This window comes from Variovorax sp. J2P1-31 (assembly GCF_030317215.1).
Taxonomy (GTDB): domain Bacteria; phylum Pseudomonadota; class Gammaproteobacteria; order Burkholderiales; family Burkholderiaceae_C; genus Variovorax.
The window spans coordinates 629,819-646,072 of record NZ_JASZYA010000003.1 but is presented as its reverse complement, the minus strand read 5'-3'; the positions used below and the strand labels follow the sequence as shown (position 1 = coordinate 646,072).

The following is a 16,254-nucleotide window of genomic DNA, read 5'->3' as shown; positions in this document are numbered from 1 at the left end:
CGTGTCGACAGGCGCATGGTCTAATTTTGCTGGTTGAATTCAACGGATAAAGACATTTCCAATGACCGTGCGTCTCGTCGTCTGCTATCTCTTGCCTCTTGCCATCGGGCATTCGAGCCTTGGTGCGCTTCCGGCCCCAGCTCCTAGCGACGCGGTTGCCGGGTAATGGCGCGATCCGATCAAGGGCAGCGTGTCATCGCGGTCGATCTGGATGGTTCGCTGGTCCAGTCGGACATGCTGATCGAGAGCCTGTTCATGTTTGTCCGCATGCATCCGCTGCGGATCTTCCAGCTCTTCGCTTGGGTCTTGCATGGCAAGGCCTACTTCAAGCGGCGCATCGCGGATGCGGTGGCGCCCGATGCGAGCACACTTCCCTACAACCGAGCGCTGCTCCGGTGGCTTGAGTCGCAACGTGCGGGCGGCGCAGCCCTGGTGCTCGCGACGGCATCGGACCAAAGGATCGCTCGAGACATTGCCGGGCATCTCCAGATCTTCGAGGGGGTCCTGGGCACCGAAGACCGCAATCTCGCCTCCCGCAACAAGCGGGATGTCCTGGTGGCACGCTACGGCAGGCTCGGCTTCGAATACGTGGGCAATTCGCGCGCCGACCTCGCCGTCTGGGAGGCTGCGAGCGTCGTCCATGTCGCCAACCCGGACCGGGGCGTGCTTGCGGCGGCGGCGAAGTTCGGGCGCATGGGGCAGCTGTTCGATGAGCGAGCAGGGCAGCTCGGTGTTTTGCGCAAAGCCTTGCGCATGCACCAGTGGGCGAAGAACCTGCTCGTGTTCGTTCCGTTGCTGGCCGCGCATCGGTTGATGGAACTGCCCGTGCTGGCCAACGGCCTGCTGGCATTCTTCTGTTTCGGCGCCTGCGCTTCGAGCGTCTACTTGCTCAACGACATGTTCGATCTCGCGGACGATCGCAAGCATCGCAGCAAATGCCATCGACCCTTGGCTTCCGGCGCGCTGTCGGTATGGCATGCCATGTTCTGGATTCCCGCGTTGCTGGTGGTCGCCTTCGCTGTCGCGCTGCTGTGGCTGCCACTCATGTTTTCCGTCGTCCTGCTCGGGTACTACTTCCTGACGCTGGCCTACTCCATGTGGCTCAAGCGGATCGTGATGCTCGATGTGGTCATTCTCGCGATGCTCTACACCGTACGCGTGATCGCGGGTGCCGCGGCGATCTCGCATGCGCCCACCTTCTGGATCCTGGCGTTCTGCATCTTCATTTTCCTGAGCCTGGCCTTCGTCAAACGCTACACGGAGCTCTACGATGCCAAGGACCGGGGAGACAGCGCGAAAGCGCCCGGCCGCGGCTACCTCCCGTCCGATTTCGAGTTGCTGGCCTCTCTTGGCGGCTCGGCGGGCTATCTGTCGGTGCTGGTCCTCGCGCTCTATGTGAACGATGCTGCGGCTCAGATCCTCTATCACCATCCGCACTGGATGTGGATGGCCTGCCCACTGCTGTTGTTCTGGCTCAGCCGGGTGTGGTTGATCGCGCATCGCGGCCAGATGCACGACGATCCGATCGTCTTTGCGCTGCGGGATCGTGTAAGCCGCTGGGTCGGCGTCGCCTTCGTCATGGTCTTCATCCTGGCTGCGATCTGATGGAGCCGTTGTCGTCATGGGGGCGCTATCCGAAGCATCCGCAGCAGGGTCATCCCGTGAATTGGCCCTCTGAGCTGGAGGGCGCCGTGGCCGCTGCGGGGGCGATGACGCTGGCTTTCGGCCAGGGACGGAGCTACGGAGACTCCTGTCTCGCGTCGTCAGATCACGTTCTCGCGATGCAGGGCCTCGACCGCTTCCTGTCGGCAGACTGGACGACTGGGCGCGTCTTCGCGCAGGCAGGACTGACGCTGGACACGCTGATCCGCGTCGCGTTGCCCCGGGGATGGTTCGTGCCCGTGACGCCGGGAACCAAGTTCGTCACCCTGGGCGGCGCAGTGGCCAACGACGTGCACGGAAAGAACCACCATGTGATGGGCACCTTCGGTCGTCACGTCCGACGGATCCTGCTTCATCGTGCGGCCGAGGGCGTGATCGAATGTTCGCGCGAGGTGAATGCGGAACTGTTCGCGGCAACCATCGGCGGGCTCGGCCTGACCGGCATCATGCTGGCGGTCGAATTGGACCTGCGCCCGGTGCGTTCCTGCCACATCGAGCAGCGCAACATCAAGTTCGGCAATCTGGAGGAATTCTTCCAGTTGTCGGCGCAGCACGATGCGAACCATGAGTACGCTGTCGCGTGGATCGATTGCCTGGCCATCGGTGCCTCGGCCGGGCGGGGACACTACACCCTCGGGACGCATGCGGAAGACGGGGTGCTGCAGTCCGCGACCGGCAAAGTGAAGCACATGCCGATCGATCCACCCATCTCGCTGGTGAATTCGCTGAGCCTGCGCCTCTTCAACGCGCTCTACTATGGGCGTCAACGTCAAAAAGAAGTCGACGCGACGGTGGGTTATGACGCCTTCTTCTACCCGTTGGACAGGCTGCTCCAATGGAATCGCATGTATGGACGGGCCGGATTCCAACAGTATCAGTGCGTCGTCCCGGATGCCGATGCCCGTGCCGTCATTGCGGCCGTGCTGCAGACCATTGCGCAAAGCGGCACCGGATCCTTTCTTGCCGTGCTCAAGCATTGTGGCGAGGCGTTGTCGCCAGGCTTGCTGTCGTTCCCGAGGCCGGGCGTTTCGCTGGCCCTTGACTTCGCGCAACGCGATGTGGTCAATGCACGCCTTTTTGCCAAGCTCGATGCGCTGGTCCACGAGGCTGGCGGTCGTCTCTATCCTGCAAAGGACGCCCACATGAGTGCGGCGCATTTCCAATCGGCCTATCCGGCATGGGAGACGGTGGAGCGCCTGCGCGACCCCCGTCTCATGTCGCGCTTCTGGCAACGTGTAACTCCTAGGTGACCCGTGACTCCCAAAAACATCTTGATCGTCGGCGCCACCTCAGGCATCTCCGAAGCCGTGGCGCGCCGCTATGCGGCGGAGGGCGCTCGCTTCCTGCTGGTCGCGCGCCAGCAGGACAAGGTCGATATCATCGCCGCCGACCTGAAGGTCCGTGGTGCCGCCGGTGCCAGCCCTGAACTGTGGGATGCGAATGACGTGGCTGCGCTGCCCGCCGTGCTCGACCGGGCTTGGCAGTCGCTGGGACGCGTCGATGTGGCCTTGATCGCACACGGCACCCTGCCGGACCAGCGACGTGCCGAGGTCGACATGGCCTATGCCATCGAGCATTTCCGTCTCAATGGGGAAAGCGCTATCGCCTGCATGCTCGGACTCGCTGCGCGCTTCGAGGCGCAGGGCGATGGCGTGCTGGCCGTGATCGGTTCGGTGGCGGGCGACCGGGGCCGGGGCAGCAACTACCTCTACGGCGCGGCGAAGGCGGCGGTCGATGCCTGCGCTTCGGGGCTGCGCGCTCGCCTGTTCAAGAAGGGCGTGCATGTGCTCACCATCAAGCCCGGCTTCGTCGCCACGCCGATGACCGCAGGTCTCGACCTGCCTGCCAAGCTGACGGTTTCGCCCGACCGTGTGGCCGGCGACATCCAGAAGGCGATCGCGGCGCGCAAGGATGTCTTGTACACCCCATGGTTCTGGGCGCTGATCATGCTGATCATTCGCCTGATCCCCGGCCGGATCTTCAAACGACTCAGCCTCTGAGGTGCTCTTGCGCTCCCGGCCTCGTCCGTCCAATGCGCGGATGATGCGCTTCCAACCTACATAGAACGCGGAAATGCCTGCAAGATGAAGAAGAAGATCGTCCTTCCCGGTGGCGCCGGCCTCGTGGGTCAGAACCTCGTCGCGCGCTTGCGCGCCAAGGGGTACACCGACATCGTCGTGATCGACAAGCACGAGGCCAATCTGGCGATCCTCCAGCAGGTGCAGCCCGACGTGACCGTGGAACTCGCCGACCTTTCGAAGCCCGGCCACTGGCAGCGACTCTTCGCCTCGGCCGATGTCGTCGTGATGTTGCAGGCGCAGATCGGCGGGCTCGACTATCAGGAGTTCGTCGACAACAACGTCAGGTCGACCGACCTCATCCTGGCGGAAATACGAAAGCACCGCATCCCCCAACTGGTGCATATCAGTTCCTCGGTTGTCGAGTCGGTGGCCCAGGACTTCTATACCGAATCGAAGAAGGAACAGGAGCAGCTCGTGGTGAAGAGCGGCATCGAATGCCCGATCCTTCGGCCGACGCTGATGTTCGGCTGGTTCGACCGAAAGCACTTGGGCTGGCTGTCGCGTTTCATGGCGAAGATGCCGGTGTTCCCCGTGCCCGGCGACGGTCGTTTCATGCGTCAGCCGCTGTATGTCGGCGACTTCTGCAATGTGATCATCAGCTGCATCGAGAACGATATCCGCAGCGGCGTCTTCAATGTCACTGGCCGTGAGCAGGTCGACTACATCGACATCATCCGCCAGATCAAGCGTGCCACACGCGCCAGGGCGCGCATCGTGAAGATTCCCTACGGCCTGTTCTATGCGCTGCTCTGGACCTGGGCCTTGTTCGACAAGAAGCCCCCGTTCACCACGCAGCAGCTGCAGGCATTGGTGGCGCGGGACGAGTTCGAGGTGATCGATTGGCCGGGCATCTTCGGTGTGCGCTCGACGCCTTTTGACGAGGCGCTGGACGAAACCTTCAACGACCCGGTCTACAGCAAGATCGCGCTGGAGTTCTGAGATGACGACACAGGCAACGCAGGGCGCACGGACAGGGCAGCGCATCGCGGTACTCGGCGCGGGACCGATGGGCTTGGCCGTGGCCTATCAACTGGCGCTAGACGGGCATCGTCCAGTGGTCTTCGAGGCGGACGACCGCGTCGGAGGCATGACGGCCACTTTTGATTTCGGCGGATTGCAGATCGAGCGCTACTATCATTTCCATTGCACGTCGGACACGGCCTTCCTGCAGGTGCTCGAAGAGCTCGGTCTGGCGCAGAAGATGCACTGGGTGGCCACCAAGATGGGCTATTGGTACCAGGACCGGCTGCAACCCTGGGGCAATCCGATCGCACTGCTCACCTTCAGGGGCCTGGGCATGGTCGCCAAGTTCCGCTACGGGCTGCATGCTTTCCTTTCGGTCAAGCGCAACGACTGGAAGCCGCTGGATCACGTCGAGGCCACTGGCTGGATCCGGCGTTGGGTCGGCAAGGAGGCCTACGAGGTGCTCTGGCAGCGCCTTTTCGACTACAAGTTCTACGATTACACGAGCAATCTGTCGGCCGCCTGGATCTGGAGCCGCATCCGGCGCATCGGGCGCTCGCGCTACAGCTTGTTCAAAGAGAAGCTGGGCTATCTCGACGGCGGTTCGCAGACCCTGCTCGATGGCCTGAAGGCGGCCATCGAGGCCCGCGGCGGGGAGATCCGTCTGTCCACGCCTGCATCGAAAGTAACCATCGCGCACGGACGCGTGACGGGCGTGCAGAACGCGCAAGGCGTCGAGGCCTTCGACAAGGTGGTCAGCACCGTGCCGCTGCCCTATGTGTCGCGCCTGATGCCCGACCTGCCGCCGGCAGTGCTTTCGGCCTTTGCCGCACTGAAGAACATTGCCGTTGTCTGTGTGATTGTGAAGCTGCGCAAGCCGCTGACCGAGAATTTCTGGCTCAACATCAACGACCCCGAGATGGACATCCCTGGCCTGGTCGAATACAGCAACCTGCGCCCCCTCGACCCGCATGTGTTGTACGTGCCCTTCTACATGCCGGGCGAGCATCCGAAATACCAGGAGCCCGACACCGTGTTCCTGGACAAGGTCCGTCGGTATTGCATGAAGATCAATCCGTCGCTGACGGCGGAAGACTTCATCGACCTGCGCGCCAGCCGCTACCGCCATGCGCAGCCGATTTGTGATCCGGGCTACCTCGACAGGTTGCCGCCGGCAGCTTTGCCAGTCGGTGGGTTGTGGGTGGCCGATACCTCGTACTACTACCCCGAGGACCGGGGCATCTCCGAGAGCATCGGTTTCGGGCGCGAACTCGCCAGATCGGTGGCCGCCGCCGACGTGGCGGCGCCTGCCGCGTGATGGCTTCGATGCTCAGTCCGCAATTCATCCGCTTTCTGCTCGCTGGCGGCATCGCGGCGGCTGCCAACTACGGGTCCCGCTTCTTGTTCGGCATCTGGTTGGATTACGGCGTGTCGATCGTTCTGGCCTACCTGGTGGGCATGACCGTGGCCTTCATCCTGATGCGGCAGCATGTCTTCACCTCGGCTCGCGGCCCGGTGTCGGCCCAGGTCGCCAAGTTCGTGCTGGTGAACCTGCTGGCTGTCGGGCAGACCCTGCTGATCAGCCTGCTCTTGGCGCGCTGGGTGTTGCCGGCACTGGGCGTCGTGGCGCATGCCGAAGCCATAGGGCACTTGGTGGGCGTGCTGGTGCCGGTGGTGACCAGCTACTTCGGACACCGGATGCTCACTTTCAAGTGAGCACGTACTGTCCATTTTTCCCTGTCCTCGGACCGAACGTCGCCCGCTTCTCGCCCCCGAACAACATAGATCGCCGTGAAAAATAGAAATGTATGGACCGGTTGGCCGGTCGCCGATGGCTTCCTGCGCTTCATTGCGCTCGTGTGCTTCTGCTATGCGGGCTATCTTGCGCTGCGCTACGCCTCTCAGCCTTTGCTGGACAAGTACTTCTTCCGGCAGACGCAGACGGCGCTGACCTCACTCTGGATGATGAAGGATGGGTTCAGGCTGGCCTATGAGACACCGGTGGCGGGTGCGCCCTGGAGCATTCCCTTCGAGTTCCCGCTGTACCAATACATCGTGGCATTGGTGGCCAGGATCACTACCTTGCCTTTGACCGATGTCGGCCGCGTCACGAGTTTTGTCTTCCTGGTCCTGTGCCTTTGGCCGGTCCGCACGATCGTTCGACTGCTGAAGCTCGAATCCGCTGTGTTCTGGGTTTTCTCGGCATTGCTGTTGTCCAGCCCCGTGTACCTCTACTGGGGGCGCAGCTTCATGATCGAGACGGCCAGTCTGTTCTTCGTGCTGGTGGCGATCCGATTTTTCATCGAGCTGCTGCAGGGCTCGGGTTCGGGGCGTCATGCCTTGCTTTTCTTGGTTTTCATGGGCCTCAGCATCCTGCAGAAGGCGACCACGGGTCTTCCGGTGCTGGCTGTGTTGGGCCTCGTTTTCTTTTTCTCGAGCCTGATCGAGTTTCTGTCCCATGGCCGCGATCTTGGCGCCGGGAAGAGGGCCCGCTTCGTCATGCGGCGAATCGGGCTCGCCGTGCTCTACGTCGGCGTACCGCTGGCAGTGGGAGTGCTGTGGACGCTCTACACGGACAAGGTGAAAGAGAGCAACCCCCTCGGAGTTCACCTGACGTCCAAGGCGCTCAGCGCGTGGAACTGGGGTGCATTCGGTCAACGAACCTCCCCCGAACTCTATACGGAAGTGTTCTGGAACCGAATGTGGGTTCAGAACCTGGCCGGGCTGCTCGGCTTGGCAATCGTTCTTCTTTTCCTCTGTTTGCCTCAACAGCGGGGAGCTAAGACGGTCGTGGCGTCTGCGCTTGTCATGGCATTCGCGCCGCTTTTGCTGTTCACCAACCTTCATCTGGTTCACACTTACTATCAATCGGCAAACCTGCTGTTTGCGATTTTCGCCCTGGCGGTCAGCATCGTCTACGTCTCGCGTCGAATGAACGGATCCGGCTGGCCGCTGGTTTTGTTCGTCGTGATGGCGGTGTCCTCCAACCACTACTGGTTCTCCGACATCTATTCCACGGCGATGAAAGAATCGTTCTCCGTGTCCAGGAGCCGCGAACTCGGCATGGCTGAAATCCTGAGCCGGGAAATTCCGGCGGAAAAGGGTTTCGTCGCGTTCGGCAGTGACTGGAATTCGGCGCTCGCCTACTTCTCCGGGCGACGGTCGTTCACCGTCCCGGTTTTCATGGGTGGATACGAGGAGAACTCGAAGAATCCGTCGAACTACATGCGTGCCGCTGACCTTGGCGGCGTCACGCTCTGCCCGCCGGTCGCACATCCGACACTTGCCGACTTGCAGTCCTGGTCGGTACAGCAGAAAGATTGGAAGATCGGCGCGGCCCATGGCTGCTATCTGGCCTTCCCTGCGCACGCGCCGCTGGACGCAGGCCTCAGGAAATCCGCCGTCCAATGCGAGGGCGCGCTCGACGGCGTGGCCCTTCAGGGCACCGTCGGTGAACAGAGCCTTTTAGCCGTGGGATGGCTGCGCGAAAAGGAAGGCTCGCCAGGAGGCGATGTCTATCTTTCGCTGGAGAAAGAAGGTTCTCCGCCGCTGTATCTGGAAGCCCTGCGTGTCTGGCGACAGGATATCAATGATGCGTTTCCGAAGCCGCTCGGCGCATACCATGGGTTCTCGAGACTGGTGGGCGTCGAGGCGCTGCACGGAGCCTACAAGGTCGGGATCGTCCGAAAAACAGGCGAAACGCTGGAGCAGTGCCAGTTCTTCAAGGAAGTCCGGCTTCCCTGACCATGGGCGCAAGCCCGCAGAAAAGGCGGTGCGGGCCCAGGGCGTCAATTCCAAGCCGCATTCAAGCCCGCGGGCCCACGACGGCGAGGGTTCAGCGTTCGACGATGCGGCCGTGTTCCAGGTGGATCACACGGTTGCATTCCCGCGCGATCAATTCGGGCGAGTGCGATGCCAGCACCAGGATGCCGGACTTCGACACAACGTCCTTCATGCGCTGTTCTGCCTTCTCGGTGAACTCCGCATCGCCCACGGACAGCCATTCGTCCATCAGCAGGATGTCCGCCTGCACGCTGGTCGAGATCGAGAAGGCCAGGCGCATCAGCATGCCGGTGGAGTAGGTGCGCACCGGCATGTTGACGTATTCGCCCAGGCCGCTGAACTCGCAGATCTCGGCCGTCAGGCCCTCGACCTGCTTGCGGCTCATGCCCATGACCAGGCCGCGCAGCATGATGTTCTCGATGCCGCTGGCATCGGGTTCGATGCCCAGCGAAGGATCGATCAGGCTGGCCACGGTGCCCTGGCGGACGAAGTCGCCGGCCGAGGGCTCGTAGACGCCCGCGAGCGTGCGCAGCAAGGTCGACTTGCCGGCGCCGTTGTGGCCCAGCAGGCCCAGGCGGTCGCCGCTCTTCAGTTCCAGGTTGATGTCGTGCAGGGCCTGCACCACGTTCACGCCGGTTTCCTTGCCGAAGCGGCCGCCGGTGACCGAAGCCGCCAGCGTCTTCTTCAGTGACGCGGAGCCCGCACCGTAGATGGGGAAGCTGACCGAGACGTTTTTGAGGGAGATGAGCGCCATGTTCAGAGCCAGTAGACGACGCGACGACGGTACTTCGCGAAGAGGAGGACGGCGACGACGACGCCGCCCGCCGTCCAGCCGAGAACGCCGAGCCAGTTGTGCAGCGTGGCGGTGCCGCCCATCAGGGGGGTGCGCAGCAGATCGAGCATCTGCGCGAAGGGGTTCCAGAGGATGTACCGGGCGCGGCCCGGCAAGCTCTCGGGCATCCAGAACACGGGCGTGAGGAACATCAGCATCTGCATCAGGCTGGTCACGATCTGCGTCACGTCGCGAAAGCGCGTGCACACCAGCCCCAGCACCAGGCCGATCGCGTGCGCGTTGATCAGCAGCAGCACGAAGGCCGGGATCACGAGCAGCGCCGACCATGACAGCGAGATGCCCGCCCAGAGTGCCACCGGGATGTAGAGCACGATCTGGTGCAGGAACTGGATCAGGTTGCGCGACATGCTGCGCCACACGAAGAGGCTGATCGGGAAGTAGCCCTGCTTCAGGTAGTGGGCCGAGCCGATGAAGGCGTTGCAGCCTTCGGTCACCATGGCCGAGAACAGGCCCCAGAAGATCATTCCCAGCGTCAGGTGGGGGAAGAACTTGGACAGGTTGGTGCCGAACAGCGAGCTGTAGAGCGGGCCCATGCCGGCGATCATCGCGCCCATGCTGAGCGTCAGCCACAGGGGGCCGAGCATCGAGCGGCGGTAGCGCAGCACGATGTCGAACCAGGCGAGCGTCCACCAGATGTCGGTGCGGCGGGTGCCTTCCCACCAGTCGGCCCAGGCGCTGCGATGCAGGTTGGAGTGCGCCTGGCTCATGGCGCGGTGTACCGATGCGCCCAGGAAGGCGCGATGTCAGAGAGGGGTGTCATTTTTGGGGTCGCGCTGGGCGCGTGGGAGACCGGCGGGATGCGCAGTAGGAAATGAATGGAGGGCGTGCTTGGGGCGGACGCTATAGAGAGAGCGCCGATTTTACCGACCCCTGTGTTGCAGGACGTAGCGCCAGAACGCCCCCGAGGTCCAGACCTTCAGCAGGCTGGTCACATGCCAGTAAAGGTGCCGGCGGCTGGCATGGCTGGCCCGCTGGGCCTCGTGCCTTGCCAGCAGCTGTTCCGCCACCTGCAGTTTCCAGCCGGCCAGCTGCGTGCGGGCGCAGATGTCGAAGTCCTCGCCGTACATGAAGAAGCGTTCGTCGAAGCCGTGGATCTGCGCGTACGTGGCGCTGCGGAACAGCATGAAGAGGCCGGGAATCCAGGCAGGCTGCGAAGGGGCCACGTAGCCGGGCCGATTCCGCGTGAGGATCTCCACCGGTGTGATCAGGGCCCGGTGCGCCTCCGGCGCCGATTTGCCCGGTTCCAGGATGCGCGGGGTCAGCAGGCCGCTGTCGGCGCCGGCTTGCAGGATCAGCGGCGCGAGCACGTCGCCGTCGAGGCGGATGTCCGGGTTGAGCACCAGGAACCAGGGCGTGGCGCAATGCGCGAAGGCTGCGTTGTGATTGGCGCCGAAGCCCTTGGGCGCGGGGTTCTCGATGCGCTCGACGGGGAAGCCCCAGTCCATGCCTTCCAGCAGGTCGGCTTCGGGGATGTTGACCGTGAGCACCACCTTCTCGACCGAGGCCGAGCACCAGCGGTCGAGTTGCGCCAGCAGGGGCCGGATCAGGCCCAACTGGCCATGGCTGACGATGGAGACCGTGATGGGCTTGTGCGGGGGGGAGGATGTCGGCATGGTCTAATTTCGCTCGGGAATTCTAGGTCCCGCACACTCCCCACATGATTGCCCTGATCGTTGTCAGTTTCGTCGTCTCCGCGTTCGCCGTGCTGGTGTTCATGCGGCGGGCGCGCCGTCACGCGCGCCTCTATGCGGCCGACATGCCTCAACGCTTCCACAAAGGCCATGTGCCGCGCCTGGGTGGCGCAGGCATCTTCCTGGGCACCGGCGTGGCCTGGCTGTTCGCGGGCCTGTTCGGCGACCCCTTCAACGTCGGCTGGCCGCTGGCCGCCGCGGCCTTGATGCTGCTGTGCATCGCGCCCGCGGTGCTGGGCGGCATCGTGGAGGACATGACCCAGCGGGTGCCGGTGCGCTACCGCCTGGGCTTGACCCTGGGTTCGGCCTTGCTGCTGTGCTGGCTGCTGGGCCTGGGCGTGCACCGCACAGGTTTTGCCGCCGTGGACGGCTGGGTGGCGCTGGTGCCATGGGGCGCGATGCTGATCGCGGTGCTGGCCATCGGCGGCCTGCCGCATGCCTTCAACATCATCGACGGCTACAACGGGCTCGCGGGCACGGTCGCGGTGCTGGTCTGCCTGGCGGTGTCGCATGTGGCGCTGCAGGTGGGCGACCGGCAGCTGGCGGTCATGGTGATCTGCCTGTTCGGCGCCACGCTGGGCTTCCTGATGTGGAACTACCCCAGCGGCCGCATCTTCGCCGGCGACGGCGGGGCCTACGTCTGGGGCATCGTGATCGCGGTGGCCTGCGTGATGCTGGTGCAGCGCCACGCCAATGTCTCGCCGTGGTTCCCGATGCTGCTGCTGATCTACCCGGTGTGGGAGACGCTGTTCTCGATCTACCGCAAGCTCGCGCGCGGGCAGTCGCCCGGCACGGCCGACGCGCTGCATTTCCACCAGCTGATCTTCAGGCGCATCGTCCGGGTGGCCTTCTCCGACGACGAGGCGCGGCAGCTCCTGGCGCGCAACAACCGCACCTCGCCCTATCTCTGGATGTTCGCCGCGCTGTCGGTCGTGCCGGCGGTGCTGTTCTGGAACAACACCCTGGTGTTGATGCTGTGCACGCTGCTGTTCGTCGCGACCTACGTGGCGGCCTACCTGATGATCGTGCGCTTCAAGGTTCCACGCTGGTTGAAGCCGTGACCCTCGCGTCGCACTGAGCGCGAAGATGTCCTTGCGCCGCAACGTGATGTGGAACCTCGCAGGCGCGGGCCTGCCGTTGCTGGCCGGCGCGGCATTCATTCCCTACCTGTTGCATGCGCTCGGCGTCGAGCGCTTCGGCATCCTCACGCTGGTGTGGGCGCTGGTCGGCTATTTCAGCCTGTTCGACCTGGGCCTGGGGCGCGCGCTCACGCAGCAGGTGGCGCAGCAGCTGGCGGCCGGCCGGCGCGCCGGGATTCCCTCGCTGGTGCGCAGCGGGCTCATGCTGGCGTCGGCGACCGGTGCGCTGGGCGGTGTCGTGCTGGCCTTTGCCGCCGAACCGCTGGCGGTCCATGTGCTGAAGGTGTCGGAGGCGCTGCATGTCGATGTCTTCCATGCGCTGCTGATCGCGGCGGTGGGCGTGCCCTTGACGACGGCGACCGTCGGGCTGCGCGGCGTGCTCGAGGCCTATGAAGATTTTCGCGACGTCAACCTGTTGCGCATGCTGCTCGGCGTGGGCAACTTCGGGCTGCCGGCCCTGAGCGTCCTGCTCTGCGGCCCGTTCCTGGTGCCGATCGTGGCGGCGCTGATCGTGGCGCGCGCCGTGTTCGGCCTGGCGCATTGGGTGCTTGTGCGCAGGAGGCTGGGCGGTGGCTTCCGCGGCGTGCCGATCGAGCGCCGCCACCTGCGGCATCTGATGTCCTTCGGCCTGTGGATGACCGTCTCCAACGTGATCAGCCCGCTGATGGTCACGGCCGACCGCTTCATGATCTCCGGCGTGCTGGGCGCCGCCGTCGTCGCCTACTACACCGTGCCGTCCGAGGTGCTGGCGCGCGTGCTGATCCTGCCCGGCGCGCTCACCGGGGCGCTGTTCCCGCGCCTGGCTTCGCTGATGGCCCGCGACCTGGAGGCGGCCCGGCGCCTCTACCACCGGTGCGTGGGATGGGTGGCGCTGGCACTGCTGCCGCTGTGCGCGCTGATCGCCTGGGGCGCGCACGCGGGCCTGACGCTGTGGCTGGGTGCCGATTTCGCCGACCATTCCGCGCCCGTGGTGTCGATCTTCGCGCTGGGCTTGCTGCTCAACGGCGTGGCCTTCGTGCCCTTCGCCGCGGTGCAGGCGGCCGGCCTGGCGCGGCTGACCGCGCAGCTGCACCTGGTCGAGGCCGCCTTCTACTTTCCCATGCTGCTCGCGGGCCTGTACCAGTTCGGCCTGGTCGGCGCGGCCCTGGCCTGGACCGGCCGCGTCGGCGTCGACCTGGTGCTGTTGCTGCTGGTGGCACAACGGCAGGTCTTCGCGCGCGGACTCGCGCCGCCATTGCGGCACAATTTGGCAACCTCCGAAACGGAACGCTCATGACCGACCCCGTCCTCAACATCCCCCCCCGCGACAAGGCCGAGATCCTGGCCCAGGCGCTGCCCTACATCCGCAAGTTCCACGGCAAGACCATCGTCATCAAGTACGGCGGCAATGCCATGACCGATCCGGCCCTGCAGGCCGACTTCGCCGAAGACGTGGTGCTGCTCAAGCTGGTCGGCATGAACCCGGTGGTGGTGCATGGCGGCGGGCCGCAGATCGAGGCCGCGCTCAACAAGCTCGGCAAGAAGGGCCACTTCATCCAGGGCATGCGGGTCACCGACTCCGAGACCATGGAAGTCGTCGAATGGGTGCTGGCCGGCGAGGTGCAGCAGGACATCGTGGGCCTGATCAACCAGGCCGGCGGCAAGGCCGTGGGCCTGACCGGGCGCGACGGCGGCCTGATCCGCGCACAGAAGCTCAAGCTGGCCGACCGCAACGATCCCAGCGTGCAGCACGACGTGGGGCAGGTGGGCGAGATCGTGTCGATCGACCCGAGCGTGGTGAAGGCGCTGCAGGACGATGCCTTCATCCCCGTCATCAGCCCGATCGGCTTCGGCGAGGAGAACGAGAGCTACAACATCAACGCCGACGTGGTGGCGGGCAAGCTGGCCACGGTGCTCAAGGCCGAGAAGCTGATGCTGCTGACCAACACGCCGGGCGTGCTCGACAAGGCCGGCAACCTGCTGACCAACCTGAGCGCGCGCGAGATCGACGAGCTGTTCGCCGACGGCACGATCTCCGGCGGCATGCTGCCCAAGATCGAGGGCGCGCTGGATGCCGCCAAGAGCGGCGTCAACGCGGTGCACATCATCGACGGCCGCGTGCCGCACGCGATGCTGCTGGAGATCCTCACGGACCAGGCCTACGGCACGATGATCCGAGCACGGTAGGCTCTCCCCCGAGGGCTCGCGCACTGCGTGTCGCTTCGCCTTCCCCCTTCCGGGGGCGACACCAGCGGCCCGGCAAAGCCGGTTCCGCGGTGTCTCACGCTCAAAACATTCAGGGCGCGTAGCCGCGGGGGTTGGCTTGCTGCCAGCGCCAGCTGTCGGCGCACATCGCATCGAGCCCGCGCCGCGCGCGCCAGCCCAGCGTGGCCTGCGCGAGCGTTGGATCGCCCCAGTAGGCCGGCACGTCGCCCGGGCGGCGGGGGCCGATCTCGCAGGCGATCTGCCGTCCGCTGGCGCGTTCGAAGGCCTTGACGACCTCCAGCACCGACGCGCCGGTGCCCGTGCCCAGGTTGAGCGTGACCAGTCCGGGTGCCGCTTCGGCATGGCGCAGCGCCGCCACATGGCCTTCGGCGAGGTCCATCACGTGCACATAGTCGCGCACGCCCGTGCCGTCGGGCGTGGGGTAGTCGCCGCCGTGCACCGACAGCTTGTCGCGCAGGCCCACGGCCACCTGGCAGACGAAGGGCATGAGGTTGTTGGGCTTGCCCTGCGGGTGCTCGCCGATCAGCCCGCTCTCGTGCGCGCCGACCGGGTTGAAATAGCGCAGCAATGCGATGCGCCAGTCGGGCTGCGCCAGCTGCAGGTCGATCAGGGCTTCCTCGACCATGCGCTTGGAGCGGCCATAGGGATTGGCCGGCCGGCAGGGCGCCCCTTCGGGGATGGGGGAACTGTCGGGCTCGCCGTAGACCGTGGCGGACGATGAGAAGATCAGCGTGCGGACGCCGGCCGCCTGCATCGCGGACGCGAGCACCCAGGTGCCGTGCACATTGTTGTCGTAGTAGCCGATCGGGTCGGCCACCGAATCGCCGACCGCTTTCAGGCCCGCGAAGTGGATCACGCCCACGATCTCGTGCGTACGGAACACCTGGTCGAGCAGGGCGCGGTCGCGCACATCGCCTTCGATGAAGGCCGGCGTGGTGCCGGTGATGCGCGCCAGACGTTCGAGCACCCGCACGTCGCTGTTGCCGAGGTTGTCCAGGATCACCGGCGCATAGCCGGCTTCGATCAAGGCCACGCAGGTGTGGCTGCCGATGAAGCCGGCACCGCCCGTTACCAGAATGTTCTTGCGCATCGCTTGTTCGGTCCGTGGTCAAAAGGGCTATTCTGCGCGACGCCCAGGGGGGCCTCATCGCCGCTCGCGCAGTAGGCACGCACTCACCGCCCTGTGCGAGAATCATTTTTTTACATATGCGTGCGCCGCCCATGCAAAACGAAGAGACCAGCGCCCCGTCCCGCGACTCTGCCCCGTTGTCCGAGGCTCCGCCGTCCGTTCGCAAGCGGCCGAAGCCGGGCGAGCGCCGCGTGCAGATCCTGCAGACCCTGGCCGCGATGCTGGAGCGACCCGGCGCCGAGCGGGTGACGACGGCCGCGCTGGCGGCGCAGCTCGACGTCAGCGAGGCGGCGCTCTACCGCCACTTCGCCAGCAAGGCGCAGATGTTCGAGGGCCTGATCGATTTCATCGAGCAGAGCGTGTTCACGCTGGTCAACCAGATCGCCGAGCGCGACGGCGCGGGCCGCGAGCGGGCCGCGCGCATCGTGACGATGGTGGTGCAGTTCGCCGAAAAGAATCCCGGCATGACGCGGGTCATGGTGGGCGATGCGCTGGTCTACGAGAACGAGCGGCTGCAGAGCCGCATGAACCAGTTCTTCGACAAGATCGAGGCCACCTTGCGCCAAGTGCTGCGCGACGTCACGGTGGCCGACGGCTCCGCGACACCCACGGTCGATGCGCAGGTGCGCGCGGGTGCGCTCACCGCCTTCGTGGTGGGGCGGCTGCAGCGCTTCGTGCGTTCGGGCTTCCGCCGCCTGCCTTCGGAGCACCTGGACGCCGCCGTCCAACTGATGCTCTGAAGAAGGAA

General features: G+C 64.9%; 15 protein-coding genes. 11 read left to right on the top strand and 4 right to left on the bottom strand.

Annotation, left to right across the window (positions count from 1 at the left end):
- Positions 1-165: 165 nt before the first annotated feature.
- The 7 genes from QTI20_RS22995 (at position 166) to QTI20_RS22965 (ending at position 8,450) form a co-directional block, all read left to right on the top strand.
- Positions 166-1,605, top strand: coding sequence for a UbiA family prenyltransferase (locus tag QTI20_RS22995; RefSeq protein WP_286554056.1), 1,440 nt, complete (start codon positions 166-168; stop codon positions 1,603-1,605).
- Positions 1,605-2,912: an FAD-binding oxidoreductase gene (locus QTI20_RS22990; protein WP_286554057.1), complete on the top strand. Its 1,308-nt coding sequence runs from the start codon at positions 1,605-1,607 to the stop codon at positions 2,910-2,912. Before QTI20_RS22995 ends, QTI20_RS22990 begins: the two co-directional genes overlap by 1 nt.
- 3 nt (positions 2,913-2,915) lie before the next feature.
- On the top strand, positions 2,916-3,662 hold the full coding sequence (locus QTI20_RS22985; protein ID WP_286574271.1) for an SDR family oxidoreductase: 747 nt from the start codon (positions 2,916-2,918) through the stop codon (positions 3,660-3,662).
- Between the two features lie 84 nt (positions 3,663-3,746).
- Positions 3,747-4,682, top strand: coding sequence for an NAD-dependent epimerase/dehydratase family protein (locus tag QTI20_RS22980; protein WP_286554061.1), 936 nt, complete (start codon positions 3,747-3,749; stop codon positions 4,680-4,682).
- Position 4,683: 1 nt separating this feature from the next.
- Positions 4,684-6,024 carry an NAD(P)/FAD-dependent oxidoreductase gene (locus QTI20_RS22975; RefSeq protein WP_286554063.1) on the top strand — a complete coding sequence of 447 codons (1,341 nt, stop codon included), beginning with the start codon at positions 4,684-4,686 and terminating at the stop codon, positions 6,022-6,024.
- On the top strand, positions 6,024-6,422 hold the full coding sequence (locus QTI20_RS22970; protein ID WP_286554065.1) for a GtrA family protein: 399 nt from the start codon (positions 6,024-6,026) through the stop codon (positions 6,420-6,422). Before QTI20_RS22975 ends, QTI20_RS22970 begins: the two co-directional genes overlap by 1 nt.
- A 75-nt stretch (positions 6,423-6,497) precedes the next feature.
- Positions 6,498-8,450, top strand: coding sequence for an ArnT family glycosyltransferase (locus tag QTI20_RS22965; protein WP_286554067.1), 1,953 nt, complete (start codon positions 6,498-6,500; stop codon positions 8,448-8,450).
- 91 nt (positions 8,451-8,541) lie between these two features.
- Here QTI20_RS22965 and QTI20_RS22960 read toward each other — a convergent pair whose 3' ends face one another.
- The 3 genes from QTI20_RS22960 to QTI20_RS22950 all read right to left on the bottom strand — a co-directional run bounded on the left by QTI20_RS22960 (position 8,542) and on the right by QTI20_RS22950 (position 10,955).
- Positions 8,542-9,243 carry an ABC transporter ATP-binding protein gene (locus QTI20_RS22960; protein ID WP_286554070.1) on the bottom strand — a complete coding sequence of 234 codons (702 nt, stop codon included), beginning with the start codon at positions 9,241-9,243 and terminating at the stop codon, positions 8,542-8,544.
- A gap of 2 nt (positions 9,244-9,245) precedes the next feature.
- Complete coding sequence (locus tag QTI20_RS22955) at positions 9,246-10,049, bottom strand: ABC transporter permease (RefSeq protein ID WP_286554072.1); 804 nt, start codon at positions 10,047-10,049, stop codon at positions 9,246-9,248.
- 153 nt (positions 10,050-10,202) lie between these two features.
- A complete protein-coding gene (locus tag QTI20_RS22950; protein ID WP_286554076.1) occupies positions 10,203-10,955 on the bottom strand; it encodes a glycosyltransferase family 2 protein in 753 nt (250 codons plus the stop codon).
- Positions 10,956-10,999: 44 nt separating this feature from the next.
- Here QTI20_RS22950 and QTI20_RS22945 point away from each other — a divergent pair, with 44 nt between their 5' ends.
- From QTI20_RS22945 to argB, 3 genes are read left to right on the top strand one after another with little or no spacing between them, the layout of a single operon-like run.
- Entirely contained in the window at positions 11,000-12,094 is a 1,095-nt protein-coding gene (locus QTI20_RS22945) for a glycosyltransferase family 4 protein (RefSeq protein WP_286554077.1), read from the top strand.
- Positions 12,095-12,119: 25 nt separating this feature from the next.
- Positions 12,120-13,448: a flippase gene (locus QTI20_RS22940; protein ID WP_286554079.1), complete on the top strand. Its 1,329-nt coding sequence runs from the start codon at positions 12,120-12,122 to the stop codon at positions 13,446-13,448.
- Positions 13,445-14,338, top strand: coding sequence for an acetylglutamate kinase (argB, locus tag QTI20_RS22935; protein WP_286554081.1), 894 nt, complete (start codon positions 13,445-13,447; stop codon positions 14,336-14,338). Before QTI20_RS22940 ends, argB begins: the two co-directional genes overlap by 4 nt.
- 109 nt (positions 14,339-14,447) lie before the next feature.
- On the opposite strand, the gene galE is transcribed toward argB, so the two are convergent.
- The gene (gene galE, locus QTI20_RS22930) at positions 14,448-15,467 is read right to left on the bottom strand and encodes a UDP-glucose 4-epimerase GalE (RefSeq protein ID WP_286554083.1); all 1,020 of its coding nucleotides are present in this window, start codon (positions 15,465-15,467) and stop codon (positions 14,448-14,450) included.
- Positions 15,468-15,598: 131 nt separating this feature from the next.
- Between galE and slmA the strand changes: the two genes are divergently transcribed.
- Positions 15,599-16,246, top strand: coding sequence for a nucleoid occlusion factor SlmA (slmA, locus tag QTI20_RS22925; RefSeq protein ID WP_286554085.1), 648 nt, complete (start codon positions 15,599-15,601; stop codon positions 16,244-16,246).
- Positions 16,247-16,254: the final 8 nt, after the last annotated feature.